Origin of the sequence: Microbacterium mitrae (assembly GCF_008017445.1) — a bacterium.
Taxonomy (GTDB): Bacteria; Actinomycetota; Actinomycetes; order Actinomycetales; family Microbacteriaceae; genus Microbacterium; species Microbacterium mitrae.
Genome location: NZ_VRSW01000004.1, coordinates 214,230 through 238,363 on the forward strand (window position 1 = coordinate 214,230; position 24,134 = coordinate 238,363).

Here is a 24,134-nt window from a genome sequence, read left to right on the forward strand (position 1 = left end):
GCGACAGTAGGAGATTCCGCCGGGGGAAGGTGTTTCTTGTGGAGATCTCCTTCTGTGGGCGTAATCTCCTGCTGCCGCGTGGGGAAAAGTGGTGGGGAAAAAGTGGTGGGGGATGAGCTCGCCGGGGCGAGCTCATCCCCCACCGAGGGGTCGGCCTCAGCGGGTGGGCCTAGCCCTCCTCGGAAGCGTGCGCGACGGCCGAGCGGCGGCGGCCCAGCATGATGCAGGCGCCCGCGGCGAGCAAGAGCACGCCGCCCGCCCACACTGCTGGCGTTGCCTCGAAGCCCGTCATCGCAAGGTCTGACCCGCCCGGCGTGACCGGCGGTGTCACAACCACCGGCGGCGTCACACCACCGGGGGGAGTCACGACCGGCGGCGTCACACCACCGGGGGGAGTCACGACCGGCGGCGTCACCGGAGGCGTGACCGGCGGCGTCACCGGGGGAGTGACCGGCGGCGTTACGGGAGGCGTCACCGGGGGAGTCACCGTCGGTGTGTTGGTGACCGCGCCGAACGTTGCCGTCAACTGCTCAGCGTTGACAACGGCCGTGAATGCACCAGTCGCCAGGTCATACCCGGCGGGAGCCTTCGTCTCACGCAACGTGTACTCACCCCACGCCAGCTCGACAACCTGCAGGGCGCCAACTGTTGCGTCTGCGTCGTTCGTGCCGTTGTCAACCACGGTGATGGTTCCGCTTGGCCCCGTCAGCTCCCACTCCGATCCGGCAAGCGCCGCACCATCGGGGTCGACCTTGGTCCACGAGACCGCGCCGAGCGGCTGCACAACCGGGTTCGCCGTGTTCGTCAGGGTCAGCTCGACCCCACCCGTGCTACCCGGCGTGACCTCGTACGTGCCATTCTCACCGGGAACCACGCCCTCGCCGGTCAGCGTCCACGCACCCCACTCGACGCCCGCGATTGACGGCAGGTTGATCTCTTCGATCACGAACGTGTACCCAAGCAGGATGCGATCACTGCGCACCGGCTGACCAACCGAAACGTTCAGCGTCTTGGCCTCATCCGTTGATTCCTTGACGCTGTAGCGAACCGTGAAGGTCGCATCCTGCGCCAGCGCCGCCTGCTCACCCGTCACAGCCTTGGTGATCGTGAAGCGGGTGTACTGCTCGCCGGTGCCGACGCCGCCGCCATCAGGCGTCACGGTCGAGGTCGATGATGTGGTCGTGGTGCCAACCGTGGCGGTGTTTCCGAAGACGTCCCCCTCGACGACGATGCCGTCGGCCTCCGTCATGTACTGCAGACGGTAGGCGACATTCGGGCCCTCGGCGACATTCGTGGCCACAAAGTTGAACGACTTCATGTCGGGGGTGAACTCGATCGTGTAGTTCGACGGAGCGACTTCGTTCCAGTTGCCGACAAGCTGGCCGTTTTCGACGGCGCGCTGATACAGCACGACCTCGCCCGTGTAGGAGTGGTACTCCTGCTCCAGATCCAGCTGATCGGCGACGGTGAACGTGCCGTTGTGAACGTAGGTTCCGGGGATGCCGACCGTCCAAGAGATGCGACCAGGCTGAGTGGTCAGTTCGCTGTACTTGTACGGGTTCTGCGGAGCAGACATGTCTTCGGGAATGATCCCGCCCTCGCCGGGAAGATCAACGATCACAATTTGATCGCCGACTTCGAACCGCACCGTTTCTTCGGTCGTGGTGCGGGAGGCTTTCGCGCTCATCCAGAACGATCCGCCGACATTTTCTTGGCCGTTCACCTCCGCCGTCAGCGTGCACACGACCTCGGCTTCGACGTCTTGGGAGACCACGCAGTTGGCCATGACGGCCTTCGTCACGGGGTCAATGATCGGGAATTCGCCGGTACCCCAGCGGCGAAACTCCGTCGGGAGCGTCATCCCGAAGGTTTCACCCTCCATCGCGCCGTCCGGCACGCTCCAATCGGCACTGATCATGACGCGGTTCCACTGGTGAAGCGGGCCGTCAGTGTTGTCATCGCGTTCGAGCGCAATGTTGGAGATGGCGTCTGGGTAGGTGACGACAGGCGCGGCATTCGCTGCGGCTACTGCCCCAAATACGCTCCCCACGAGCAGCAGTAGCGCGGTGGATGCCGCGGCAAATATTCGTCCCTTGCGGGCTGCGAGAAGTCTGTTCTGCATGTTCCGTTCCTCTGAATAGACGGTTTGCCTAAGAGACGCGCGCGGAACCATTAGATAACGCCGGTATCGTAATACTCAGGAAAATCCCAGGTTGAGTTTCTGGCTAGTGAGCCGCGTCAACGTGCACGCAGTGCTGACTTCATGCGCGTGAAAAGATCAAGGGGTGAAGATCATTGCGGCGGCAGACGGCTCGGCACTCGGTAATCCTGGTCCGGCGGGCTGGGGATGGTACGTCGACGAGCAACACTGGGCGAGTGGCGGGTGGCCGCACGGAACCAACAACATGGGTGAGCTCATGGCCGTGCTGGATTTGCTGCAGCAGACTGCGCACCTCGACGCGACCCTGCACATTCTGTGCGACTCGCAATACGTCATTAACTCCGTCACCAAGTGGATGCCCGGCTGGAAGCGCAACGGCTGGAAGAAAAAAGACGGCAAGCCGGTGCTCAACGTCGACCTGATGAAGGCCATCGATGAGGCCATCGCTGGCCGTCCCGTCACCTTTGAATGGGTGAAGGGGCACGCCGGTCATCACCTCAACGAGAAGGCCGACGCCCTCGCTAACGCCGCGGCCACCGCCTATCAGGCCGGTCGTGCCACGAACCCTGGCCCGGGATTTGCGGCACCCGTCACGGGCGCCGCGCCCGAGGTTCCGGCCGCCACGGCGATCATGCCGGCCGCCTCCGCGACCGCCCCCGTGGTTCCGCCCGCGGCGGCGCCCGCACCGGCGGATGCCGACCTGTTCTCGCTGTTCGACGATCTTGATTCGCCGGCTACCGCGCCGGCCGCCCCCGCCGCACCCCGACCCACCGGCGCCGAACCCCGCCTCATCACTGAGCCCGCCGCATCGGCGATCGATACCGTCATCGCGGGTGAACGCGCGCTGCTCACAGCGGACGTGCGTAGCGATCCCACCCGGGTCGCCGCGCTGTTACACACGCAGTTTCGTGAGATCGGACGCTCGGGGCGACTCTTCACCCGCGACGAGATTCTTGCGCACATCGCGCCTCTTGACCCACCCGTCACGCTCGAGGTGATCAGCGCCGAGCAGATCGACGCCAACACGATCCTGCTGCTGTGGCGATCGGTCGGCGAGACGCCGGCGCTACGCTCCTCGACCTGGGTGCGCACCACCACCGGGTGGGCACAACGTTTTCACCAGGCAACCGCCGAGGCCTAGCCGCCAGCGCCGCGTCACACCACCGCATCACAACATCACGCCACACCAGCGCACCGCGTCGCGGTGAAACTGCAAATCTGGCACCACATCCGGCCGATCTCGTGGTGTGATTGCACATAGACCTTCCCTTGGTGGGTGGGAAAGGCGTCGATCCGGGCCCTGTGCTCGGCGATGCCGTGTCAATCGGTGTGGCATTCGTGTGGAGAATCGCCTCATCGTCGGCACCGGTGGGGGAGTCGCCGAATTTCGGGGGCTTCCCCATTCGCGCCTGGCTTCAAGACCCATGCGAATGCACGTGGCGAGGCGGGTGGGGTCGTCGCGACCGGGCAGAATGGAAGGGTGTGTGCTGTGCGCTTGATTCCTATCCACAACGACATCGTCTCCTCCTCGTGGGGCATGCCGGGGGGTATCTCGCGAGCACTGGGGTGGCCGGAGACCACCGACGCGCAGGCCGAACTCTGGCTGGGCGCGCACCCGTCGGCTCCCGCTCGCCCGATCGAAGCGAACGACTTCGAGGCTCTCGATGAGTGGGAGAAGCAAAGCGGAACCACGCTGCCGTATCTGCTGAAGGTGCTCACCGCCGCACACCCCCTCTCGCTTCAAGCGCACCCCAACCCCGCGCAGGCCGCCGCCGGATTCGCCCGCGAAGAGGCAGCAGGCATCGCCCGCACCGCGTTCGATCGCAGCTACAAAGACCCGTACGCCAAGCCGGAGCTCATCGTCGCGCTGAACGACGGCTTCCAAGCGCTGTGCGGGTTCCGCCCCATCGCCCAGACCGCCGCGGTCCTGACCCAGCTCGCTGAGATTGCGCCAGAACCGGAACCCGTGCGCGCGTTTCGCGAGCTACTCACCACCGAGGGCCTCAGAAACACCGTCGCCTTCACGCTGTCTCGCACAGCCGACGTGCAAACCCTGGTGGCCGCGTTGGTTGCGGCAGACCAGGTCGATGGAACCATTGCTCCGGTTATCGGCATCGTGCAGCGGGCGTTCCCACACGATGATGGCATCGCGTTGGCGCTGCTGCTCAATCATCTGACGCTCCGCGAAGGGGAGAGCCTGTGGCTGCCGGCGGGCAACGTGCACGCGTACCTTCACGGCAGCGGCATAGAACTGATGGGCCCGAGCGACAACGTGTTGCGCGGCGGGCTCACCCCCAAGCACATCGACGAGGCCGAGCTGATGAACACGCTGGTGTTTGACGAAGTCGCCGATCCGCGCCTGCAACCGATCGAACTGGCCGACGGCGTACGCACCTACCGACCGGCATCCGTGCCATCGGGCGAGGGCGTACCCTTCGAACTCTGGGAGGTGACGGCCCAGGCCACGCTCACGCTGCCCTCCGCCTCGATTTTCGTCGTCACCGACGGCGACTTCACCCTCACGCTCCCTGGTTCCGAGCCCCCCCTTGCCGCTGGTTCCGAGCACCACCTTGCTCGTGGTTCCGCGCACTTCCTCACCGACGGCGCCGTCGCTACGATTTCTGGTGGCGGCCGAATGTGGGTGGCCACCGCACGCTAGCAACACGACAGGACGCGCATGGAGAACTACGACCTCAAAAAAGTACGTCGCGACCTCTACGCGCCCGGTGCCCGCGCCTTTGCGCAGGTGGTTGTTCCGCCGATGTCGTTCTTGCAGATCAGCGGAGAAGGAAACCCCAACACCGCCCCCGCCTATCGGTTGGCGATCGAGACGCTCTATATGACGAGCTATGCGGTGCGCGCGCTCGCGAAAGCGGAGTTAGGGCGCACACATACCGTCGCGCCGCTGGAAGGCCTGTGGACCGCAGACGACTACACCGCCTTCACCACCCGCGACAAAGACGTGTGGCGTTGGACGATGATGATCGCCCAACCGGAGTGGATCACGCCGGGCATGGTAGACGAGGCTCGCGCGCGTGCCGCGGCAAAGGGTGCGCCCGCGATTGATCGGCTGACCTTCGCCGAGTACGACGAGGGTCTGAGCGTGCAAATCTTGCACATTGGGTCGTATGACGATGAGGCGCCAACGCTGGAGCGCCTGCACAACGAGTACATTCCCGCGGCCGGGCTGCGCATGACCGGGCCGCATCACGAGATCTACCTCTCAGACGCCAGAAAGACGGCGCCCAAGAAACTACGCACGATTCTTCGCCAACCGGTCGCGCCCGCCTGAAGCACGCGGGCGCCACGTGCCACGCAGCGTCGTCAGGAGCCTGGGCACCCGCTGGGCAGCGGCGCCAAGCACCTCGATAAACTAGTGCCATCGCAGGCGCCCGGACGACCGGTTCCGCCCCCACCCCCAGCGGACGACCGCACGGAAGATGCTCATGACTGTTCTCCGCACGGTACTCACCCCCAGCGCTCTCACCAGCCTGGCGCTCGGCTGGCTCGGCGTGCTCGCGCTCGCGGCCGCCGCCCCGATGCTCGCCGCCGCCCCGCCCGCCATTACGTGGCTTGCCCTCGCCGGCGTTGTCGCCGTCATTCTGGTCGCCGCGTTCGGCGTTGTGGCGCAAGCCGAAGCGCTTGCGCACCGGCTGGGTGACCCCTACGGCTCGCTGATCCTCACCATCTCGATCGTGCTGGTCGAGGTGATTCTCATCGCCTCCGTCTTGCTCGGCCCCGGCGAGCACGCCACCATCGCCCGCGATTCGGTGATGGCGGTCACCATGATCATTCTGGGTCTGGTCGTCGGGCTGTCGCTCGTGGTCGGCGCTCGCGGCGGCGCGCGGGTGCAGCAGAGCGGAACCAACAGCTACCTGCTGATGATCGTGCTGCTGACAGCGGTTGCCTTCGTGGTTCCGTCTTTCTTGCCCGGCGGCACGTACACCGGAACCCTCGCACTGGTTGTCGCCGCCGTCTCGATCGTGGGCTACGGGCTGTTCTTGGCGCGCCAACTCGGCGCGCACGCCGCCGACTATCGCGAAATCGGCGAGTCGGCTCACGAACACCGCTATGTGCGCGAGGTCGTGCGCACCCACGGCGGCGAACTCGTGGCGCGCACGCTCTTGCTCGTCGCCACCGTGGTTCCGATTGTTCTCATGAGCCATGACATGTCGACCCTCATGAACACCGCTTTCACCGAGGCGGGGGTGCCGCTGGCGCTTTCTGGTGTGGTGATCGCCGCCATCGTCTTCATGCCGGAGACGCTCACCACGCTGCGCGCGGCCAGGGCGGGCGAGTTTCAGCGCGTCGTTAACCTCTGCCTTGGCGCGCTGGTGTCGACGGTTGGCCTGACGATTCCGGTGGTGTTGGTGATCGGTGAGATCACCGGGGCACACGTGGTGCTGGCGCCAGAACTCACCCAGTTGCTGCTGGTGGGCGCCATGATTGCAGCGACCATCTGGGCGTTCTGGGGCGGCAAGACCACACGCGCTCGCGGCATTGTGCCGCTCGCGCTATTTGCCGCCTACTTCGTGATGATCGCGCTCTAACGAGAAGATCATCACCCTCTGACGGCAAAGCTGAGGGGGCGGGCGCCTGATCGCGCCCGCCCCCTCATGCGCACCCCCACGGCTACGTCGAGCGCAGCACCCCCACGGCTACGTCGAGCGCAGCACCCCCACGGCTACGTCGAGCGCAGCACCCCCACGGCTACGTCGAGCGCAGTGCCTCGACGGGCTCGATCTTGGCCGCACGCCTAGCCGGATACCAGCCAGATGCCCACCCAACGACCGCGCCGAGAAGCGCGCCAACGATGGCAACGACGGGATTCACGACGGGCGTCCAGCCCTGCGTCACCGCGACAATCACCACACCGATGACGCCGAGCGCCGCACCGATCAGGCCACCCAATAGGCCAATCACGATCGACTCCACCAAGAACTGTCCGGCGATCTGCTTTCGCGTCGCGCCGAGCGCGCGCCGCAATCCGATCTCGCCGGTGCGTTCCAACACGCTGAGCAGCGTGACGTTGGCGATGCCGAGACCACCGGCCAGCAGCGAAATGGCACCCAGAATCAAGAACACAATGTTGATGTCTGCCTGCACGTTGCTGCTGAGATCGCTCGCGCCTTGAGGCGCCTTGACCTCGAAGGAGTCTGGCTTCTCGGGTGCCAGCGCAATGGGAGCCTGCTCGGCAACGACCGGGCCCGCGCCGTAGTCGATCTTGATCTGCAATTGCGCGGGCGCGACCAACCGGAAGTCTTCGCGCGCAGAACCCATCGGAATCCACACGGTTTCTAGCAACGACCCGCGCGAATCGAGCGTGTCGACAATGCCGATCACGCTGTACGCGATGCCGTCGATGAAGATCGATGGCTGCGTCTCCACGCGCGAGATGCCCAAGCGGGTGGCCGCGTTCTTGCCCAGCACCGCAACCCGGTCGCCGCGCTCGTCGTGGCCCTCGTCAAACATTCGCCCGGTTTGCAGGGTGCCGCCCAGCACCGTCAACAGCTCGCTCGACGCTGCCGTCAACCCGGGAGGAGTCTTCGCGGCAACGGACGGGTCGTTGATCGGAACCGCGGTGATGGCAGTGATGCCCTCAACATCGGCCGTGAGTGCGGCGCCGGTAACCCCGACGAGACGTTCCACCCGCGAGGGCGAATCCCACGGCAGGGTGCCGGTAGCGATGGTCGACTGGCCGCGGTTGGCTTCGCCCGGCGTCACGATCACCTGTGTCGCCGCCGCCGCGTTGAACTGAGTGGCAATTTGGTTGGCCGCCGTCTGCGCAAACGCCAGCGTCGCCACCAGCGACCCAATGCCAAGCACCGTGCCGAGCGTCGTCATGAACAATCGCGCGGGGCGAGAACCAATGTCGGTCGTCGCCTCCACCACGAGGTCTTGAAAGTTAAAGCGATCCGCTCGCTTCACCGGCTCCAGAAGTTGCGGCGACGCTTCAATCGCAGCCGCTGGTTCCGTCGCCGCGTTCTTCTTGGCGCCACGCTTCTTGCGCTTGAATGGCCACATCATGCCAGCTCCGTGAGTCGGCCGTCGCGAATCTCAATTCGGCGGCGCGCACGATCGGCGACGTGCTGATCGTGCGTAATGATGACGAGGGTCAGACCGTCGGCGTTGAGCTCTTCAAACAGCTCCATCACCTCGCCAGACGTGCGCTGGTCAAGGTTGCCGGTCGGCTCGTCGGCCAGCAGTAGCTTGGGCCGCGACACCACCGCGCGCGCCACGGCTACGCGCTGGCGCTCACCACCCGACAGCGAGCCGGGCAAGAAATCGACGCGATGACTCAACCCCACGCGGTCAAGGGCCTCGCGTGCCCGGTCGTCGCGTTCGCGACGCGGAACCCCGCTATAGAGCATCGGCATCAGCACGTTATCGAGCACGGTGCGCCTGGGCATCAGGTGAAATGACTGAAACACGAAGCCGATGAAGCGCGCTCGAGCCGCCGCACGGTCGTCTTCAGACAGGTTGCTGGTGAGGGCACCAGACAACTTGTACTCACCGACGGTGGGGCGATCGAGCAGGCCGAGAATGTTGAGCATGGTGGATTTGCCGGAACCGCTGGGGCCGACAATGCCGACGTAGTCACCCGGTTCGATGGTCAGGTTGATGCCCTTGAGCGCCTGAACCTCGGGCGGCCCGGGAAATGACCGTGTGACGTCGCGAATCTCCACGACGGGGTCGGTCATGAACCCACCACTACGAGATCGCCCTCTTCTAGCTCACCCTTGATCGGCTTCACCTCGACGTAGCCCCCGGCGGCAAGGCCGGTCTCGACGGTCACGAGACGCGTTTCAGCGTCTTCGCCGTCACGCGGGTCACCAACAACAACCTCGACGCGGCTCTCGCCACCGGGGCCCGCGGTCAACGCCGACGGCGGAACAGAGAGCACGTCGCCCTCGGTCGCGCCCACCGGAATCTGCACGCGAACGTTGCTGCCCTGCACCTGCTGAATCTGTTCCGCAGTAAAGGGTGCCGGCTCCAACGTCACAGACCACCGGTCGGTAGCGTTCTTGCCCGGCTCCACCTTGGTGATGGTCGCGGTGTGTTCGGAGTCATCCGGCATCGCGAACGTGGCAACGGTTCCGACGGCGAGCAGCTTGCCATCGGCGGCCGCAACCGACCCCGCCAGCTCTAGCGTTGCGCCGGAAACCGTCATAGCGACGCCTTCCGGAGCGGAACCACGGGCAATGTTCACCTCGTTAACGAGGCGGGGCAGCTGCGTCAGGTAGAGCACCTCGCTCGATGGCAAGTAGGGCTGAACGGCTTGGCGAGCGTCTTCCAACGACTCCTGAGCGGAGCTCAGTCCGGCGCGTGCCGACTCAAGCGCCGACCACTCGCTTGACGTGTCGGCGGCGACGAAAAGCTGGTCGCGCTGAAGCTGAGCAAGCGCCAGGTTGTCGCGGGCGTCGCCAATTGCCGACTCGGAACGTTCTTCACCGGTCTTCGCCTCAAGGTCGGCCAGCGTGCGCTTCGCCGAGGCGACGGCGTTATCCGCCTGCTTCAACGCGACCGGGTCAACGGTGCCGGAAGCGGCCTTGTCATAGGCTGCCTGTGCTTGATTGACGTTGGTTTGCGCGTCGGTGACAGCCTGTTGCGCTGCGCGGTAGCCGTCATCGGCGCCCTCATCGCTGGGAGGCAACGGGTAGCCAACCTGGGCGTACAGCGCCGCGATGCCATCGGCCAGTGCCTGATCGAAGACGTTGTTACTCACGTCGCCCGCAGCAATCCCCACCGATGCCAGCGCTTGCTTGAGCTGCAGCACGTCTGGTCCGGAGACCCCGATGCGCAGCGTGCGATAGGACGGCAGGTCGCCGGGCAGCACGAACACGGGGCGACCCGAAATCTCGGCGACGATCGACAGCGCCTTGAGCTCGGTGCCGACTGCCGGCACCTGCCCGGTCACGATCGCGCCACCGCTGAACGATGACGTGTCGAGCTTGACGTCGACGGAGTCGGCGAAGCTGATGTCGGAGCGAATCGTCACGTCGTTGGAGAGCTTGCCGTATTCGACCGGAACCGTGATGAGGCCGGCGTCTGGCGCCTTCGCATTGTTCGCAGCGTCGGCAGGCGAGGTGATGAAATGCCCGATGAGCAACCCGCCGATCAGGGCGACAATGGCTACGACGGCGCTGATCCACAGGCCCTTGTTGCCGCGGAACACGCGGCTCCAGCCGGAGCCCTTCTTGCCTTTTTCCGCATCGCCTGCGGCGGCAGTGAGTTCATCAAACTCCAACACCTCAGTGCGCGGCGCGTCGTCTTCGAGCTCGGCGATCACCGTCGTTTCGTCGTCAGAACCATCTCCTGGCGCTGCGGCATCACTGTGGCGCTTGGCACTCATCCCTTAGCGGCCTGTTCCTGAGCTGCCTTGAACTCGTCGAGTTCCTTCTTGTTCTCCTTGACGAACTGCTCTTCGAGAGCGAACTGAGCCTTCAGGCGGGTGTCTTGGTAGTCGGTCTGGTTGCGGCACTCGAGGTCGGCGAGAGCGGTCTTGACTTCGCGCTTTCCGATTTCTTGGGCATCCTTGTTGTCTTTCATGGGGTCACCGTTTGCCCAGTCTTCTTCGGTGAAGCCCTCGTAGAGCTTGTTGAGCTCCTCGTAGAAGCTCTCCTGAGCCTGCATTTGCTTCGCGAAGTCGAAGCCGGCCTCCGCCATGCACGCAGACCAGTCGGCCTCCAGCTTTTCGATCTCCGGCGACTCTTCGACCTTGGTGTAGAGCTCGCTCATGCGCGTGGTGAGATCTTCGAACTGCGTCCAAATGTCTTGCGAGCTGCCGTACACCTCGTTGTCGGCGTAACCCTGGCAGCCGTATTGGGTCCAGTCGTACTCGACCATTCCGCCGTCTTCGCTAGAGGCAGCCTCTTCCATCTCTTCTTCCGTCATCGGCTCGCCGTAGAGCGCGACCGAGTAGGCCTCCCGCTCAGACTCCGAGAGGGTGTCGAGATACTCCTGGTTGGGGTCAACCCACTCCGTCTGCTCGGGCTGGGGTTCTTCGGCCATCTGCTCGTTGTACGGGCTGTTGATGATGCCGTAGCCGTACTTCTCGACCCATTCCTTCTTGTCTGGCTCCCACTCGACATCCTCGCCAAATGAGACGCTTCCGCCAGAGTTTTCCATGGGCTTGTATTCAAACCCTTCATCGGTCATGCACTGCGCAATGAGCTCTTCACGCTCGATGTTTTGCGCGTCCATCTCCGCTTGCATCTCTTCTTCGGTCTTGTTCGGGTCGTAGCCCGCGTTCCAGTACTCGGCGAGCGGCGAGTCTTCCCACGAGAGCTCGTTGCCGCCATCTCCGCCGCCAGAACAGGCGGCAAGTGGAAGTGCGAGCGCCACGGTGGCGGTAGCTGCGAGGAGAAGTCGAGTGGTACGCATCGTTGGTCCTTGGCTCCGGTGGTCGAGGTGCGGCTGGGGCGCACAGAATCCATCTAACAGTAGGTGTCGGCGCCGCGCAGAAAGTCTCAGCAATGTGGGGGTTATCTCCGGGATGCCCCTGATTACGCCGCACCATTTCGCGAAAAGTACCCCGAAACGGACTGACGCGGTGCCCAGCCCGAAGGCCGGGACACCGCGTCGGTTGATCCCCCACAAACAAACTTAGAGAGTTTCACACCCCAATGTCTGTCCCCCTTTCGGCGGACATTTCGCAATTCGCCACACAATTATCGAAACTTCTGCTCAAACCGAGGCGGATTTTGGCGGGCGAGCGTACAGAGAGGGCGCGGGTAGACTGGAGAGACCGCGATTCGTGAGGACAACATGCCCGCCGCCAAGACCCCGACGTTTACTGTGCGTCACCTTCAGCGTGCACGCGCTCTTTTCGCCGCCATGGCTGCGATCATGATCACCTTCACGAGCGATCACTCCGCCCCAATCGGCCTCGCTGCGTTCAGCGGTTTCGCCGTGGCGACGGGTTTGGTGTGGGCATTGTCGGCGTGGCTTGTCTACCCAGCCGGCCGCCGCGCGGTTCCGATTCTGTTGGCTCTCATCAACGGCAGCGCGGGAATTATTGCCTCGTCGCCGATGGCGCGCACCACAACGATGTTCTTCATGATGGTGATCACGTGGGCTGCCTTGACCGCCATTGTCGAAGGCTGGTGGGCGCTTCACGAGCGCCGCGGCCCGCACGCCGCCGAGGCGAAAGACTCGCTTGGTGTTGCGATCATCACCGCGGTGCTCGCCATCGCGATTGCTCTTATTCAGCCCACCTTTGCGCTGGAATACTTCAACGAGGCGATCCAAGAGGGCGGCACCCTGACCGGCATCACCATCGCCGTCGGTGTTTTCGGTGGCTACGCGGCCATCATTGCTGTGTATCTCGGCATCGCCGGGTTCTCACCTAAGAACGACGTAGTCACGCCACAACCGGCGCCTGCGCAGGAGGTTTCGTCATGACCGATAAGAAAGCGTCGCGCCGCGAGCTGATGCGTCCGGTGCAGTTGCTGAGCATCGCCTTCGGTGCTGCGCTGTTCGCCGGCTTCGTCACCGCCATGTCGTCGGGAATGTTCCAGGGCGAAAACGTGTGGACTCTCACTCTGGTGATGACAGGTTCCACTTTTATCGTCGTGCTGCTGCTGCTGTCGATGCTGCTGCTGGCCGTCGACCCTGCCGACGTCAAGAAGCAGATCGACCGCCCCGTCTTGCTCGACAAAGAAGACGACAAGTAGTCACCTCAACGAAATCGGGCCGCGCGCATCAGCACGCTGCCCGATTCTTCGTTGAGGGGCGGAACCTCGGGTTCGGAACCTAGGGGCTGGGAGTTGCCGAGTCGGGATTGGTGACCGTCGGGTCGAGGTGTGCTGTCTCAACCGATGGTTTCTCCCTGGCCTGCGCGCGAGCCCACACCACAAAGCCGATCGCGGTGAAGATGCCGTAGAAGAGGTACATGAAGGCGGTGGCGTAGTATCCGGCACTGAACAGCAGCGGTACGCCAATGACGTCGACGGCGACCCACACCAGCCAGAACTCGGTCCATCCCTTCGCCATGGCAAACGTTGCCAGAAGCGAGCCGACGAACGTCCACGCGTCTGCCCAGACGGGCTCGTATGATCCGAGCGCGCGGAACAGCGGCGTGAGGGCCACGGTTCCGATCGCCATGAACGCGACCATGCCGATGCGCACCTTTAGGCCCGCCCAGCGCGGAACGATGGCGGTATCGCCGGCGCCGCCGCCGCCCGACCGCTTGGACTGCTGCCAGCGTCGCCAGCCGTAAATGGACACGGCGATGAACATGATTTGTCGCCCGGCCTGACCGAGCAGGCTCGGGGTTGAGGCGCTCGGGTCGAGGATGCTGGCGATGAACACCGTAAATAGCAGGGCGTTACCGATGATGCCGACCGGCCAGGCCCACATTTTGCGTTGCATCGCGCCGAGAGCAGACGCCAGGCCAAAGACATTGCCGACGACTTCGCGGGTGTTGAGCGCTTGCCCGCCGGGCAACACGATCTGTGAATTGAAGAGGTCAATCAACCATTGCAGGACATCCACTGTCTTTCCCTTTCGGATAGCCAGGTGTCCGGGGGAAATACGTCGGCGGTTGCGGTCGCCGCCGACCGCTCTGCAAACGCACTCGTGCTTCTCTCATCCAGACTTTAACTGTCGGTATCGGAATTTCACCGAATCAACCTCGGCCTCGAAGGGCCTCGGGTCGCGGACTATCACCGCCGGTTCGGAATTACACCGACCCCGGAGCACGTAAGTGTATGGCACCATTCTGGCACCCTTTCTGCCCCGCTCGGCGCATCGTGTCACAGACCGTCAAGGGGGCGGAACCAGGGCAAACGAAACGACCCCGCTGGCGGAACCAGCGGGGTCGTTCGTGAAAGCGGGTTTAGATCTCGTCGACCAGCTTTTGGGCAAGTCCGGTGTAGGTCGGCGGGGTCAGCTCGATCAGGCGGGCCTTGGCGTCATCGCCGATTTCGAGGCCCGCGACGAACGCGCGGAGCTCGTCGCCGCCCACCTTGTGGCCGCGGGTGAGCTCCTTGAGGAGCGCGTACGGGTCGCTGATGCTGGAGCGACCGGCGACAACCTCGGCGCGCACGACGGTCTGAATCGCCTCGCCGAGCACCTCCCAGTTGTTGTCGAGGTCGGCCAGCAGCACATCGCGGGCCAGCAGAATTTCGCCGAGGCCGCGTCGCAGGTTGTCGATCGCGAGCAGCGAGTGACCGTAGGCGACACCAATGTTGCGCTGCGTTGACGAGTCGGTGAGGTCACGCTGTAGGCGGCTGGTGACCAGCGTCTGCGACAGCGAGTTCAGCAGCGCACCCGAAATTTCGAGGTTTGCCTCCGCGTTCTCAAACCGGATCGGGTTGATCTTGTGCGGCATGGTCGACGAGCCCGTCGCACCAGCAACCGGAATCTGCGTGAAGTAGCCGAGCGAGATGTAGGTCCAGATGTCGGTCGCGAGGTTGTGCAGAATGCCGCCAACGTGACGAATCAGGTCGTACAGCTCCACCTGCCAGTCGTGCGATTCGATCTGCGTGGTGAGGATGTTGAAATCCAGGCCAAGCGACTCGACGAATTCGCGAGCGACGGTCGGCCAATCCAGCTCCGGGTCGGCAGCGAGGTGCGCCGACCAGGTTCCGGTGGCGCCGGAGAACTTGCCAAGAAACTCGTTCGCTTCGATCTTGCGCGCGACGCGTTCCAGGCGCCAGACGAATACCGCGAGCTCTTTGCCCATGGTCGACGGCGTTGCCGGCTGGCCGTGGGTGCGCGAGAGCATCGGCGCATCGGCGTGCTCGCGGGCCAGGTCTGACAGCTTCGCGGTCACCAGACGGAGCGCGGGCAGCCACACGTCAAGCGTCGCGCGCTTAACGGTGAGCGCGTACGAGAGGGAGTTAATGTCTTCGCTCGTGCATGCGAAGTGCGTGAGCTCGGCGATAGCGTCAAGGCCGAGCTGCGACAGCCGGTCGCGCACCAGGTATTCGACGGCCTTCACGTCGTGACGCGTGACGGCTTCGCGCTCGGCGAGCCAATCGATCTCGGCCTGGCCGAAGTCGAGGTACAGCGCGCGCAATTGCGCCTTGTGGTCATCACTCAGCGGCGACGTGCCGAACACGGAGCGGTCGGTGAGGGCGATCAGCCACTCCACCTCGACCTCCACACGTGCGCGGTTGAGACCTGCCTCAGAGAGGAAGTCAGACAGCGGGGCGACGGCCGCGCGGTAGCGTCCGTCGAGTGGGCTAAGCGGCTGTGCCGGCAGAGAAGTCAGGGTAGTTCTCCCGTTCAAGACGTAGAGCGGATGGCCGGCTCCAGCTGTTGAAACAATGCCTTCACCGCACGTTCAATCATACCCAGCACGTCGTCGAACATTTCTTGCCCGGCGTAGTACGGGTCAGGCACGTCGAGAGTGCCGTCGGCGTGAGGGTCGAAACTCAGCAGCAACGCGACCTTGTCTTTGTCGCTCTCCTCTGTTGCCCAGTTGCGCAGCACCCGCTCGTGCGTACGATCGAGCGCCACGATGAGGTCGCTGTCCTGCAGTTGCGCGGTGGTGAACTGGCGGGCGCGATGCGTGGTTCCGTCATAGCCCCGCGCCTGCAGTGCCGCAAGCGTGCGCTCATCGGCGCGTTCCCCAACATGCCAATCACCGGTTCCGGCGCTCGTGGAGGCGACGCGATGAGAGAGCCCCGCGCGCTGCGCGTAATGGCGAAGCACCACTTCGGCCATGGGGGAGCGGCAGATATTTCCAGTGCACACAAAGACCACGCGAAAGCGGGTATCGTGCGGGGCCATTACTCCATTCTGTTGCTGGCGCGTTGCGGCGCAAGTCTCAATTGTTGGTGACGGCGTAACGACGGGTGTGTGCAGGCGCGGAACCTGCGGCTTGCGGGCGGAACCGCGGGTGCGGCGGCGAGTGCGGCGGGAGAAGGTTCCTCCCCCGGTCGCGGCTGGGGCGCACCTTCCCCCAGACGCTGCTTTTTCGCGTCGTGAGCCCCTTCAGCCGCGCACGATGGCGGCATGTCTTTCAATTTTGATCTTTACAGCGCCAATAGCGGGTACGTCGCGGCCGCGGCTGACCACCTCGATGTCGCGTATGGCGAGGCCGGGCTCGCCGCGCACGGGCTTGACACCCTGTTTGACGACACCCGGTGGGATGCGCCGTCGTTTCTCGCCGCGGCCGACCTGATCGCCGAGTTTCGATCGCAGGTGGTGCACCTCAGCGCACTCGTCGGCGACGCGAAAGGAGCGTTGTGGGCGGAGTTTGATCGGGTCGCGATGGCGTGGGGTGTGGCATGAGCGACGACATCTCGATCTCTGAGGGCGGCTACACCGCGGTTTCGTCTGAATCGTTGCGCGATGCGGCAAGCCGCGCGATTGCCGTCGCCGATCTGCTGCGTGAGACGGTCACCTCCGCGACGCGGGCGAGTGACAACCTCGACTGCATGACGATACCAATGCCCTCGGCAGACACTGCCAAACAGGTCGCCGTTAAGTCGGCCGTCATCGCGCAGCTGATCGAGGTGTTTGCGGCGCAGCTGGCGCGCGCAGCCGATGTGTACGAGGCCGTTGAACTGCTCATCACCACCGAAATGCACGGATCGACCCCGGCGGCAGAGCAGCGATTGGCCGATCTTGAAGCAGACAACCCTGGTCTGCTCGATGAGGCGATGGGCATTGTGGCGCTGATCGGGTTGCAAAAGGCGCCGAATCCGCGCGCGGGTTTTCAGTTCTTTTCGCGGCTGGGCGCGCTGCCGCGCACGGGTATCGACGTGCGCATGGTCGAGCGTTCCGAGAGCAGTACGACGAACGTGAAGTCGATCGTGCCGCACGGCGCCGCCGACCTGGCGAAGGCGATTCCGTCTGATGGCACGCAGATTCGCGTTGATCGCTACGACATGCCTGACGGATCGCAGCGGTTTGTCGTCTCGATCGTCGGAACCCAGCAGTTCTTTTCGGAGACAGGGCCGTTCGATATGGGCTCCAATGCGGCCCTGTATCTTGGCAACGATTCGGCTTCCGCTGAGGCAGTGCGCGTTGCGCTTGAAGACGCTGGCGTGCAGCCCGGTGACTGGGTGCTGTTGAACGCACATTCACAGGCCGCGATGATCAGCGACCAACTCGCGCCAGACCCCACGGTCGATCCGGAGTATGTGGTGACCTGGGGTGATCCGATGGAGATGCCATTTCCTGATGACGTGGTCAACATTGACATCAAGCACACCAACGACCCGGTCGGGATGTTGGGCGGGTCTGAGTATCCGGTGCCCACGGGCCACCCAGACAGTTTTGAGGTCAGTCGCAGCAGCGAAGCGGGCGTGTTTGGCGCGCACTTCATGAATGCCTACATCGAGACAGGCACCCTGATAGACCAATCGCAAGACCCGCGCCTGGATGCGCTACGCGAGCCCCTCGCCGAGCTTGCAGACGCGGAGCGTGTGACCACGACCGAGTACACCTTTGAGGAGTCGCCGCTAGAAATGCACCTGGCGCCTGGCCTCGATGAGCCACTGCGAGGGTATGACGCCGACAAGACGACCGGCCCGGCCGCGGCACGCGGAATGGGCGGCGATGGCGTGCCGGGAGCGCAGTCGGTGAGCGAATCCTTCCTCGAGTTCAGCGATCCGATCGCACCGGATCAGTTCTCGGTGGCGCCGCCGCCCGAGCCCGGTGGGCCCATCTTTGAGTTCGGCGAACAGCCGTCACCGAACCCCGAGCCGCAACCGCCGGTGTTGGTCGACAATGTCAACCGGCCGCCCATCAAAGACGATGAGTACCATGTCGGCCCGTGGCTCGTGTAGACGGACGGTGGCCGGCCTAATGGCTCTGGGGGATCAGCGCTTCAACTGCGGGCGCAGAATGACGCCCATCACAAAGTTGATGAGTGAGATGACAATTGCGGCCACGACGCCCCACCAGAAGTCTTCAACCCGAAGACCCCAGCCCCAGCCCGTGGTGATCCACGCAGTGATCCACAGCAGGAGGCCATTCACGAGGAAGGAGACCAGCCCGAACGTCAGCAGATAGATCGGGAAGGCCACGATCTTGATCGCCGTGCCAATGATGGTGTTGACGAGGGCGAACACCGCACCAACAGCGAGCAACGTCAAGACCAACTGCAGAGTCTCGCCAGGAGCAAATGCAATGACAGAGACCTGAAGCATCGGCAGCAGCGTGACAATCCACAGGGCAAAAGCGTTGATGGCAACACGGGTGATGAATCGCATAGTGTCCAAAGTCTCGCACAGCCGCCCCCGCACAGCCATGATTTGTGCCCGTCAACCGTCCTGACGTGTCTCTGCGCGCTGGATATCCATCGAGCGGCTGGCAAGTAGATGGCGGCGACAGAAGCGCCGGAGTGCCCGCCAAGAGCGTGACCGCGAGCGCCGTGCTCCACCGACCCATCTGAGCCCGGTCGTATGCGTTCACGGCGCCATGCGTTTAAGGTGCCTTCCCCGACACTTCACGCGGACAGGTCGTATGAGACTTCCAACATCACGAAAGGACGAGCGTGTGAGTCGCGGAATTAGATGGCGCGGCTTCGGCGGTGATAGCCGTCGCGCGGCGACAAGACACCCCGCGACGGCACAAGCGATCGGTTCGCATTTCGTGGCATGCCTCGGTTCGCATTTCGTGGCATGCCTCAGTTCGCATTTCGTGGCATGCCTCAGTGGGAGTCTGCCACCTGATCGAGGAATCCGCGGTATGAGTCGATGACGCCGTGTGCCAAGAGCGCGCGCGGCCAGAACACTCCCGTCACGAAGCCGATGAATTCGGAATCATCGACCATTGGGCGCGCCATAGAGTGCACCGCGTCAACCCATGTGACCTTGACGTCTCCGCCGAAGATTTCAAGGTAAACCTCGGCAGTTTCGTGGACGTCGACGTTTCGGTCATGCTCGCCGGCCAGCAGTAGCCAGGGTATGTGACGTGTGGCCGCTCGGGCGAGATCGTTTGTGGCATCGGCGCGGAAGTTGCGTTGGACGAATCCCCACCGCTCGCGGGTCATGGGGTTGGTCTCGGTGGTCTCACCGAGATATTCTTCGTAGCTTGCCCCGCGCTCTAGGAGCGCATGCGTGTTGGCGCTTGCGGCTTCGGCGCGGGCGCGCCGTTTGGCATCTGCGCCCGCGTGGTCGAGTTCCGCTTGAAGGTGGAATTGCCCCTGCCTCAGCCAGTTGATGGCGGTGCCGACTGCTACAACGCCGTCAATGTCGTTGCGGTCGGCGACCACCGCGGGGAGTACCCAGCCTGCTTGGCTTGCACCCCACAGGACGATCGTCGACGTCGGAACGTCCGGCTGCGCCTTGGCCCAGTCGATCGCAGCGCTTACCTCCGCGGCGCGGTCGGGAAGACTCTGCGTGAGCCAGTCGCCATCCGACCCGCCGACGCCGGGTTTGCTCCATGAGAGCGTCGCGTACCCGCTGGCGGCCGCGCCCTCGAAGAACGGGTCGTAGAGTCCGTTCTGCGTTGCATCGACGGGACCGTCCCCATGCACCATCACAACGACTCCGTGAGCCTCGCCGCTCGTGGGCGTCGTCAAGACGCCCGACAAGCTGCCAGCGGCCACCGGGATCTCAACCTGACGCTCATCGAACGCAAAGGAGTTGCCGACTAGGGCGACCCCAACAGCACCCACAGTAACGACCAGCCCGGTCACGGCCACGATGGTTACCCACCGGATAAGTATCTTCATGTGCACGATCGTACATGATTCGATATTATCGATGGATGGAGATTACTATCGGGCGCGGCTTCTCCGCGACGGAGCGGGGTCGAGTCGCCGCTCTCTACTGGGCGGCCTTCAGCCGCAAACTTGGCCCCGCCTTCGCCTCAGTAGAACGCGGTCTGAGCGTCGTGACGGCGTCGCTCCGGTCGGACCGAACCCTCATTGCCCGGTCTGGCAACAATCTCGTAGGAATGTGCGGCTTCCACCGCGACGGCGCAGGCGCCGTACCTGTGACCTGGCGCTCTCTGCGGGCCAGCCTGCCCTGGCTCGCCGCGGTACGGGCCACGCTCGTACTCAGCCCCTTATCCCGTGGAGACATGGATGACACGTTGGTGCTCGATGGGATCTGTGTGGACGGCGCGAGCCGGGGCCGGGGGACAGGTACCGCCCTCCTGGAGGCTGCCGTCGAGCTCGCCCGCAGTGAAGGCCTGCGCTCTGTTCGCCTGTCGGTCGTGGACACGAACCCTCGTGCCGAAGCGTTGTATCGACGCCGTGGGTTCGAGCAGGTCGCGACGGGGTCGATGGGCCCACTGTCCAGCGTGTACGGTTTTGATCGCTACACGACCATGGAGCGGAGAGTCAACGCGTGAGCAGTCGGATCGCAGGACGCACCATCGTCGAGGCGTTCCTCCCGATGAGCGGGAAGGCGCCTCTTGCGCCCGTATACGACACGGCGCACCTTCTTGGCACCGGCGATCAGCCCGTCCGTCTCGCGATCCGTCGAATGCAGGCAGCCGGCGAGCTGACACAAAGCGGACGCGGACGCTCAGGCACGCTTCAACTCACCGATACCGGACGTGGGCGCATAGACCGAGATCGATCCGCACTCGCCCTAGCCTTCACACAAGATGCCGGGCGCCTGCAGTGGGATAGCTCGTGGAGTCTCTACACGGTCGGTGCACCAGAGCGCGAACGCGCTGCCCGTGACTCACTACGCCGAACCCTCCTCGCCTCCGGCGCCGCCGCGCTTGCCACCGGCACCTTTCTGAGTCCACACGATCTCCGGCCACTCTTGGACCCGGCTATGGGGCGGTACGTGATCTCAGCAACCGCGAGGGATCTCAACATTCGAGGCGTCACAGATCCGCTGGCGATCGCGGAAGAGCTCTGGCCCGCCGGACCCATCGACGCCGCATACGACGTCATGGACGCAGCCATCAAACAAGACGACCCCACCGCCCATTCTGACGTCCGACGTATCCTCCTCGCCGACGCCCTCGAAGCCGCGCTCCGCAATGACCCCCTCATCCCCCTCGACCTGCGCCACTCTCCCTGGCGACCCACCACGCTCCGCCGAAAATGGCTCGCACTATGGAACGACATCGCGCCATCAGCTGCATACTCGTCATGGGGCACCGTGACCGTGCCTGCAGTTTGAGCCAACTGCGGTCGTGGACCTGTCCGTAATCGACCGTTCATGAGTCAGCCGGCAGCCTCGTCGATTATGTGAAGATCAGCGGTCTGTGGCGGGGTTCCGTGGTCGCTTGGTGTCGTCGGTCTGGGTTCATTCGTCGAGGGCCTTGGACCTCCTATAGAACGTCGCGCGTGACATTCCTAGATCGAAAGCGACCTCGGCGGCTGGCTGTCCTTCCTCGACGAGACGTACCGCTCTTCGGATTTGATCATCTGTGAAGACGAGGGGGCGGCCGCCGAGATTAGTGCCGGCCTGACGACGTCGTTCGATCGAGTCGTGGGCGCGTTCGCGATTGAGTTCTCGCTCCATTTGGGTCAGCGCGGCAAGGGTGGTGAATAGCATCGAGCCCGCCGCCGTCGAGGTGTCGACGGTGTTGCCGCCAAGGTCCAACACTCTTAGTTCAGCTCGGCGGGTTTGCAGCTGCGCCGCGACCGCGAGCACGGTCTGCGTCGATCGTCCGAGTCGTTCGAGCGTGTCGATTGTGAGTGTGTCTCCGGGGCGGAGGGCGTTGAGCGCCCGGTTCAGCTGGGGCCGAGAAGGGCGGGCACATTCCCCGTCGTGGTCGGTGTAGATGTCGGAGGAGTCGACGCCCGCATTGATGAGGTCAAGTCGCTGACGGTCTTCTGATGGTTGTGGCGTCGACGTCAGCACATACCCGATTAGTCTCATGGCCGCGCCTTCGTGAGGAAGTTGCTCCTAGTCGCCGATGACGAGGATGCTGGCTGCGGCTTCGACGACGTCGTCGGTGATGGTTTCGAGCTGATTGATCTTGAGTACACGCGCGATCTGGGGGAAGAGCCGCTCGAGGAGTCGGAAGTTGCCGCGGGTGATGCGTTCGATGGCAGCTATGGCTTGAGCGTCAGTGAAGTCTTCCGGGTCGAGGGAGCGTCCGATTCGTCTCCAGTGTCTGTCCAGGACGAAGAGGAGTTCGTCGCGACCGAGGGCTCGATAGTGGTGGGAGAACCCGAGCCTGCTGTAGAGCTGCGGGTAGTGGCGGAAGCGTTGGTCGATGCCGGGCATGCCGATCAGGATGATGGCGACGTGTGTGCGATCGTGCTGGTCGCGGAGTAGTTCGAGGGCCATGGGGGTGAGCCGTTCGGCTTCATCGATGATGAGCAGCTCGAGGAAGGAATGAGTGTGTGCGCGCTGGCCGGTGACTTTGCCGATCGCGCGTTGGTGTTCCTCAATGCAGCTGTCCAGCTTGTTGTGCCAGTAGCCGATCTCGCGGACGAGTTCCTTGGGTCGAGGAAGGACTTCGGGGGTGTAGAAGACGGTGCGGGATCGGTTGGCGAGGGCGTAGAACGCGGCGTCGACATCGCTACGCGGGCCCCATTCGTTCATGTACGGCTCCAGGGTGTCCCAGTTGGCGTACCTGCGGGCGGACTGGGTTTTGCCGACGCCGGCATCACCGTGGCAGATCCCGATTGTCTTCTCCTTCCGGACGGCGTTCGCGAATTCGGTGAAGCGCCGGTGCTCCTTGGTCACGATGAATGCCTGGGCCATCACTCGTCCTCTTCGTATGTGCGGAGCCGGTTCCGCCGCGCCGGAGGCGGGGTGTGGCGTGGTTCTTGCCGGGTGGCGGTTGTGGGGATGCGATCGTTGATGGTCTTGCGCAGCTCGCGTCGGCGGGCTCGTCTTGCGGTTTCGATGTCGCGAAGGCTGAGTCGGAGGTTGGGGTGGGCTTCGTCGATGGCGACGCAGATGAAGGTGTCGTGGTCGTAGACCCGGATTTCGGAGATGTCCCGCGGGTCGTACCGGATCGTGATCGGGTGTCCCACGAACGGGGCGAGTGTGGGTGCCAGGTAGCGCTGGCCCTGGAAGTGGATCCCGTCTCTTTGCACGATCCGGATCTTGGGGACAGTAAGGAGGAGTGTGTCGAGGTCCTCGAGGCTGTTGGGCATTCGCGGGAGCCAGCCGTCGGCGACCCACGCGTCCTTCGGTGAGACGCCGAGTTCGGAGTGCGGTCGGTCGTTGTAGACGGCGATGAAGGCGCCGATCGCTTGATCCAGCGCGGGAAGGTCCATTGACGGCGTGGGGGTGCGGCTGCCAGGTCCGAGGTGGCCGGGCAGTGTGGCGAGGAGTTCGGTGTTGATGGTGCCGAAGAATCGCTCGATCTTGCCGCGACCTTGGGGCCGCCCGACGATCGAGTGAATGATGCGGATGTGCAGCGCGATGGCGGTGCGCTCGAGATGGTGGCTGGTGAAGTCGGAGCCGTGATCGACGTGCAGGATGTCGGGCAGACCGCACATGGCCCAGGCGGGGTCGGCCTTTCGCCAGATCGCCTGCCGGAGGGCAAGTGCCGTGTTCAACGCCGATGGCGCCCCCGTGAAGACGGTGTACCCGCAGATCGCGCGCGAGTACTCGTCCATCACCGTCGTCAGCCACGGTCGATCCGGCTTCCCGTCGGTGCCGACGATGACGATGTCCAGCTCGGTGTGATCGGACTGCCAGGTTTGGTTCGGCCGGTCAGCGCGACGGCGGAGAACGAGTTCGTGCCGGTCGCGATACGACGCCGGCCCCTCCAACGCCAGCGTCACGAGCGCCGGATCAAGTGCTCGGACGATCTCTCGCACCGTCGCGTAGCTGGGGATTGGGTTTCCCTGCCGGGTCGCTTCCGCCGCGGTCAGCCGATGTAGCGTCGCCAAGCTCGGACGTGGTCTGGTCAGCGCGATCCGTTCGACGAACGCGACGGTCTCCGCAGCCGTTCGCCGACGCCCCGCGTCGACGCGAGGATGATCGTCCAGCCCCGACAGTCCGCCGTCTCGGTATCGGCGGTGCCAGCGCTGCAGCGTGCGGACGCCAATTCCCGTGCCCCGGGCGAGGGCCGCGAGCGGAATCTCGTCTTCGACATGGAGTCGAAGCACCCGCCACCGCTCCTCGGCGTCCAC

At 64.2% G+C, this 24,134-nt stretch carries 23 protein-coding genes and 1 riboswitch; of the genes, 10 read left to right on the top strand and 13 right to left on the bottom strand.

Annotation, left to right across the window (positions count from 1 at the left end):
* Positions 1 to 169: 169 nt before the first annotated feature.
* Positions 170 to 2,122: a SpaA isopeptide-forming pilin-related protein gene (locus tag FVP60_RS13100; RefSeq protein ID WP_187240659.1), complete on the bottom strand. Its 1,953-nt coding sequence runs from the start codon at positions 2,120 to 2,122 to the stop codon at positions 170 to 172.
* Positions 2,123 to 2,285: 163 nt separating this feature from the next.
* On the opposite strand from FVP60_RS13100, the gene FVP60_RS11585 reads away from it, so the two are divergent.
* The 4 genes from FVP60_RS11585 (at position 2,286) to FVP60_RS11600 (ending at position 6,711) form a co-directional block, all read left to right on the top strand.
* Positions 2,286 to 3,302, top strand: coding sequence for a ribonuclease HI family protein (locus tag FVP60_RS11585; protein ID WP_147826441.1), 1,017 nt, complete (start codon positions 2,286 to 2,288; stop codon positions 3,300 to 3,302).
* 348 nt (positions 3,303 to 3,650) lie between these two features.
* The gene (manA, locus tag FVP60_RS11590) at positions 3,651 to 4,820 is read left to right on the top strand and encodes a mannose-6-phosphate isomerase, class I (RefSeq protein WP_187240660.1); all 1,170 of its coding nucleotides are present in this window, start codon (positions 3,651 to 3,653) and stop codon (positions 4,818 to 4,820) included.
* An 18-nt stretch (positions 4,821 to 4,838) separates the two neighbouring features.
* Positions 4,839 to 5,453, top strand: coding sequence for a GyrI-like domain-containing protein (locus tag FVP60_RS11595; RefSeq protein WP_147826443.1), 615 nt, complete (start codon positions 4,839 to 4,841; stop codon positions 5,451 to 5,453).
* Positions 5,454 to 5,607: 154 nt separating this feature from the next.
* Positions 5,608 to 6,711: a calcium:cation antiporter gene (locus FVP60_RS11600; protein ID WP_246132590.1), complete on the top strand. Its 1,104-nt coding sequence runs from the start codon at positions 5,608 to 5,610 to the stop codon at positions 6,709 to 6,711.
* Between the two features lie 160 nt (positions 6,712 to 6,871).
* On the opposite strand, the gene FVP60_RS11605 is transcribed toward FVP60_RS11600, so the two are convergent.
* From FVP60_RS11605 to FVP60_RS11620, 4 genes are read right to left on the bottom strand one after another with little or no spacing between them, the layout of a single operon-like run.
* Entirely contained in the window at positions 6,872 to 8,188 is a 1,317-nt protein-coding gene (locus FVP60_RS11605; RefSeq protein ID WP_246132591.1) for an ABC transporter permease, read from the bottom strand.
* Positions 8,185 to 8,862, bottom strand: coding sequence for an ABC transporter ATP-binding protein (locus FVP60_RS11610; RefSeq protein ID WP_147826445.1), 678 nt, complete (start codon positions 8,860 to 8,862; stop codon positions 8,185 to 8,187). Before FVP60_RS11610 ends, FVP60_RS11605 begins: the two co-directional genes overlap by 4 nt.
* On the bottom strand, positions 8,859 to 10,514 hold the full coding sequence (locus FVP60_RS11615; protein ID WP_246132592.1) for a hypothetical protein: 1,656 nt from the start codon (positions 10,512 to 10,514) through the stop codon (positions 8,859 to 8,861). The genes FVP60_RS11610 and FVP60_RS11615 overlap by 4 nt, the downstream gene beginning before the upstream one ends.
* Positions 10,511 to 11,545, bottom strand: coding sequence for a hypothetical protein (locus tag FVP60_RS11620; RefSeq protein WP_147826446.1), 1,035 nt, complete (start codon positions 11,543 to 11,545; stop codon positions 10,511 to 10,513). The genes FVP60_RS11615 and FVP60_RS11620 overlap by 4 nt, the downstream gene beginning before the upstream one ends.
* A gap of 384 nt (positions 11,546 to 11,929) precedes the next feature.
* Here FVP60_RS11620 and FVP60_RS11625 point away from each other — a divergent pair, with 384 nt between their 5' ends.
* Both FVP60_RS11625 and FVP60_RS11630 read left to right on the top strand, forming a co-directional pair.
* Positions 11,930 to 12,565, top strand: a complete 636-nt coding sequence (locus FVP60_RS11625) for an acyl-CoA synthetase (RefSeq protein WP_147826447.1) — start codon at positions 11,930 to 11,932, stop codon at positions 12,563 to 12,565.
* Positions 12,562 to 12,837 (top strand): amino acid transporter, encoded by a 276-nt coding sequence (locus FVP60_RS11630; RefSeq protein WP_147826448.1) that lies wholly within the window; start codon positions 12,562 to 12,564, stop codon positions 12,835 to 12,837. Before FVP60_RS11625 ends, FVP60_RS11630 begins: the two co-directional genes overlap by 4 nt.
* 79 nt (positions 12,838 to 12,916) lie before the next feature.
* Here the strand turns inward: FVP60_RS11630 and pnuC are convergent, their stop codons facing one another.
* The 3 genes from pnuC to FVP60_RS11645 all read right to left on the bottom strand — a co-directional run bounded on the left by pnuC (position 12,917) and on the right by FVP60_RS11645 (position 15,901).
* On the bottom strand, positions 12,917 to 13,657 hold the full coding sequence (gene pnuC, locus FVP60_RS11635; RefSeq protein WP_187240661.1) for a nicotinamide riboside transporter PnuC: 741 nt from the start codon (positions 13,655 to 13,657) through the stop codon (positions 12,917 to 12,919).
* 81 nt (positions 13,658 to 13,738) lie between these two features.
* A riboswitch (FMN riboswitch) is annotated at positions 13,739 to 13,867 on the bottom strand.
* A 133-nt stretch (positions 13,868 to 14,000) separates the two neighbouring features.
* Positions 14,001 to 15,380: an adenylosuccinate lyase gene (gene purB / locus FVP60_RS11640; RefSeq protein WP_147826491.1), complete on the bottom strand. Its 1,380-nt coding sequence runs from the start codon at positions 15,378 to 15,380 to the stop codon at positions 14,001 to 14,003.
* 14 nt (positions 15,381 to 15,394) lie between these two features.
* Positions 15,395 to 15,901, bottom strand: coding sequence for a low molecular weight protein-tyrosine-phosphatase (locus FVP60_RS11645; protein ID WP_187240662.1), 507 nt, complete (start codon positions 15,899 to 15,901; stop codon positions 15,395 to 15,397).
* A 225-nt stretch (positions 15,902 to 16,126) separates the two neighbouring features.
* On the opposite strand from FVP60_RS11645, the gene FVP60_RS11650 reads away from it, so the two are divergent.
* Entirely contained in the window at positions 16,127 to 16,405 is a 279-nt protein-coding gene (locus tag FVP60_RS11650; RefSeq protein WP_147826449.1) for a hypothetical protein, read from the top strand.
* Positions 16,402 to 17,907 carry a hypothetical protein gene (locus tag FVP60_RS11655; RefSeq protein WP_147826450.1) on the top strand — a complete coding sequence of 502 codons (1,506 nt, stop codon included), beginning with the start codon at positions 16,402 to 16,404 and terminating at the stop codon, positions 17,905 to 17,907. Before FVP60_RS11650 ends, FVP60_RS11655 begins: the two co-directional genes overlap by 4 nt.
* A 33-nt stretch (positions 17,908 to 17,940) precedes the next feature.
* Here FVP60_RS11655 and FVP60_RS11660 read toward each other — a convergent pair whose 3' ends face one another.
* Together FVP60_RS11660 and FVP60_RS11665 are read right to left on the bottom strand one after the other, a co-directional pair.
* Positions 17,941 to 18,333: a phage holin family protein gene (locus FVP60_RS11660; RefSeq protein ID WP_147826451.1), complete on the bottom strand. Its 393-nt coding sequence runs from the start codon at positions 18,331 to 18,333 to the stop codon at positions 17,941 to 17,943.
* A gap of 440 nt (positions 18,334 to 18,773) precedes the next feature.
* Complete coding sequence (locus FVP60_RS11665; RefSeq protein WP_147826452.1) at positions 18,774 to 19,799, bottom strand: alpha/beta hydrolase family protein; 1,026 nt, start codon at positions 19,797 to 19,799, stop codon at positions 18,774 to 18,776.
* Between the two features lie 35 nt (positions 19,800 to 19,834).
* Here FVP60_RS11665 and FVP60_RS11670 point away from each other — a divergent pair, with 35 nt between their 5' ends.
* Together FVP60_RS11670 and FVP60_RS11675 are read left to right on the top strand one after the other, a co-directional pair.
* Positions 19,835 to 20,422, top strand: coding sequence for a GNAT family N-acetyltransferase (locus tag FVP60_RS11670; RefSeq protein WP_147826453.1), 588 nt, complete (start codon positions 19,835 to 19,837; stop codon positions 20,420 to 20,422).
* Complete coding sequence (locus FVP60_RS11675) at positions 20,419 to 21,210, top strand: PaaX family transcriptional regulator (RefSeq protein WP_222705933.1); 792 nt, start codon at positions 20,419 to 20,421, stop codon at positions 21,208 to 21,210. The genes FVP60_RS11670 and FVP60_RS11675 overlap by 4 nt, the downstream gene beginning before the upstream one ends.
* A gap of 126 nt (positions 21,211 to 21,336) precedes the next feature.
* Here FVP60_RS11675 and FVP60_RS11680 read toward each other — a convergent pair whose 3' ends face one another.
* From FVP60_RS11680 to FVP60_RS11690, 3 genes are read right to left on the bottom strand one after another with little or no spacing between them, the layout of a single operon-like run.
* Positions 21,337 to 21,915 carry a recombinase family protein gene (locus FVP60_RS11680; protein ID WP_147826454.1) on the bottom strand — a complete coding sequence of 193 codons (579 nt, stop codon included), beginning with the start codon at positions 21,913 to 21,915 and terminating at the stop codon, positions 21,337 to 21,339.
* 27 nt (positions 21,916 to 21,942) lie between these two features.
* Positions 21,943 to 22,749: an AAA family ATPase gene (locus tag FVP60_RS11685; protein WP_147826455.1), complete on the bottom strand. Its 807-nt coding sequence runs from the start codon at positions 22,747 to 22,749 to the stop codon at positions 21,943 to 21,945.
* On the bottom strand, positions 22,749 to 24,134 hold the full coding sequence (locus FVP60_RS11690; protein ID WP_147826456.1) for a Mu transposase C-terminal domain-containing protein: 1,386 nt from the start codon (positions 24,132 to 24,134) through the stop codon (positions 22,749 to 22,751). Before FVP60_RS11690 ends, FVP60_RS11685 begins: the two co-directional genes overlap by 1 nt.

Coding starts and splice junctions, on each gene's coding strand:
- FVP60_RS13100 (WP_187240659.1), bottom strand. CDS start 2,122: ATGCAGAACAGACTTCTCGCAGCCCGCAAGGGACGAATATTTGCCGCG.
- FVP60_RS11595 (WP_147826443.1), top strand. CDS start 4,839: ATGGAGAACTACGACCTCAAAAAAGTACGTCGCGACCTCTACGCGCCC.
- FVP60_RS11600 (WP_246132590.1), top strand. CDS start 5,608: ATGACTGTTCTCCGCACGGTACTCACCCCCAGCGCTCTCACCAGCCTG.
- FVP60_RS11605 (WP_246132591.1), bottom strand. CDS start 8,188: ATGATGTGGCCATTCAAGCGCAAGAAGCGTGGCGCCAAGAAGAACGCG.
- FVP60_RS11610 (WP_147826445.1), bottom strand. CDS start 8,862: ATGACCGACCCCGTCGTGGAGATTCGCGACGTCACACGGTCATTTCCC.
- FVP60_RS11615 (WP_246132592.1), bottom strand. CDS start 10,514: ATGAGTGCCAAGCGCCACAGTGATGCCGCAGCGCCAGGAGATGGTTCT.
- FVP60_RS11620 (WP_147826446.1), bottom strand. CDS start 11,545: ATGCGTACCACTCGACTTCTCCTCGCAGCTACCGCCACCGTGGCGCTC.
- FVP60_RS11625 (WP_147826447.1), top strand. CDS start 11,930: ATGCCCGCCGCCAAGACCCCGACGTTTACTGTGCGTCACCTTCAGCGT.
- FVP60_RS11630 (WP_147826448.1), top strand. CDS start 12,562: ATGACCGATAAGAAAGCGTCGCGCCGCGAGCTGATGCGTCCGGTGCAG.
- FVP60_RS11645 (WP_187240662.1), bottom strand. CDS start 15,901: ATGGCCCCGCACGATACCCGCTTTCGCGTGGTCTTTGTGTGCACTGGA.
- FVP60_RS11650 (WP_147826449.1), top strand. CDS start 16,127: ATGTCTTTCAATTTTGATCTTTACAGCGCCAATAGCGGGTACGTCGCG.
- FVP60_RS11655 (WP_147826450.1), top strand. CDS start 16,402: ATGAGCGACGACATCTCGATCTCTGAGGGCGGCTACACCGCGGTTTCG.
- FVP60_RS11660 (WP_147826451.1), bottom strand. CDS start 18,333: ATGCGATTCATCACCCGTGTTGCCATCAACGCTTTTGCCCTGTGGATT.
- FVP60_RS11665 (WP_147826452.1), bottom strand. CDS start 19,799: ATGAAGATACTTATCCGGTGGGTAACCATCGTGGCCGTGACCGGGCTG.
- FVP60_RS11670 (WP_147826453.1), top strand. CDS start 19,835: ATGGAGATTACTATCGGGCGCGGCTTCTCCGCGACGGAGCGGGGTCGA.
- FVP60_RS11680 (WP_147826454.1), bottom strand. CDS start 21,915: ATGAGACTAATCGGGTATGTGCTGACGTCGACGCCACAACCATCAGAA.
- FVP60_RS11685 (WP_147826455.1), bottom strand. CDS start 22,749: ATGGCCCAGGCATTCATCGTGACCAAGGAGCACCGGCGCTTCACCGAA.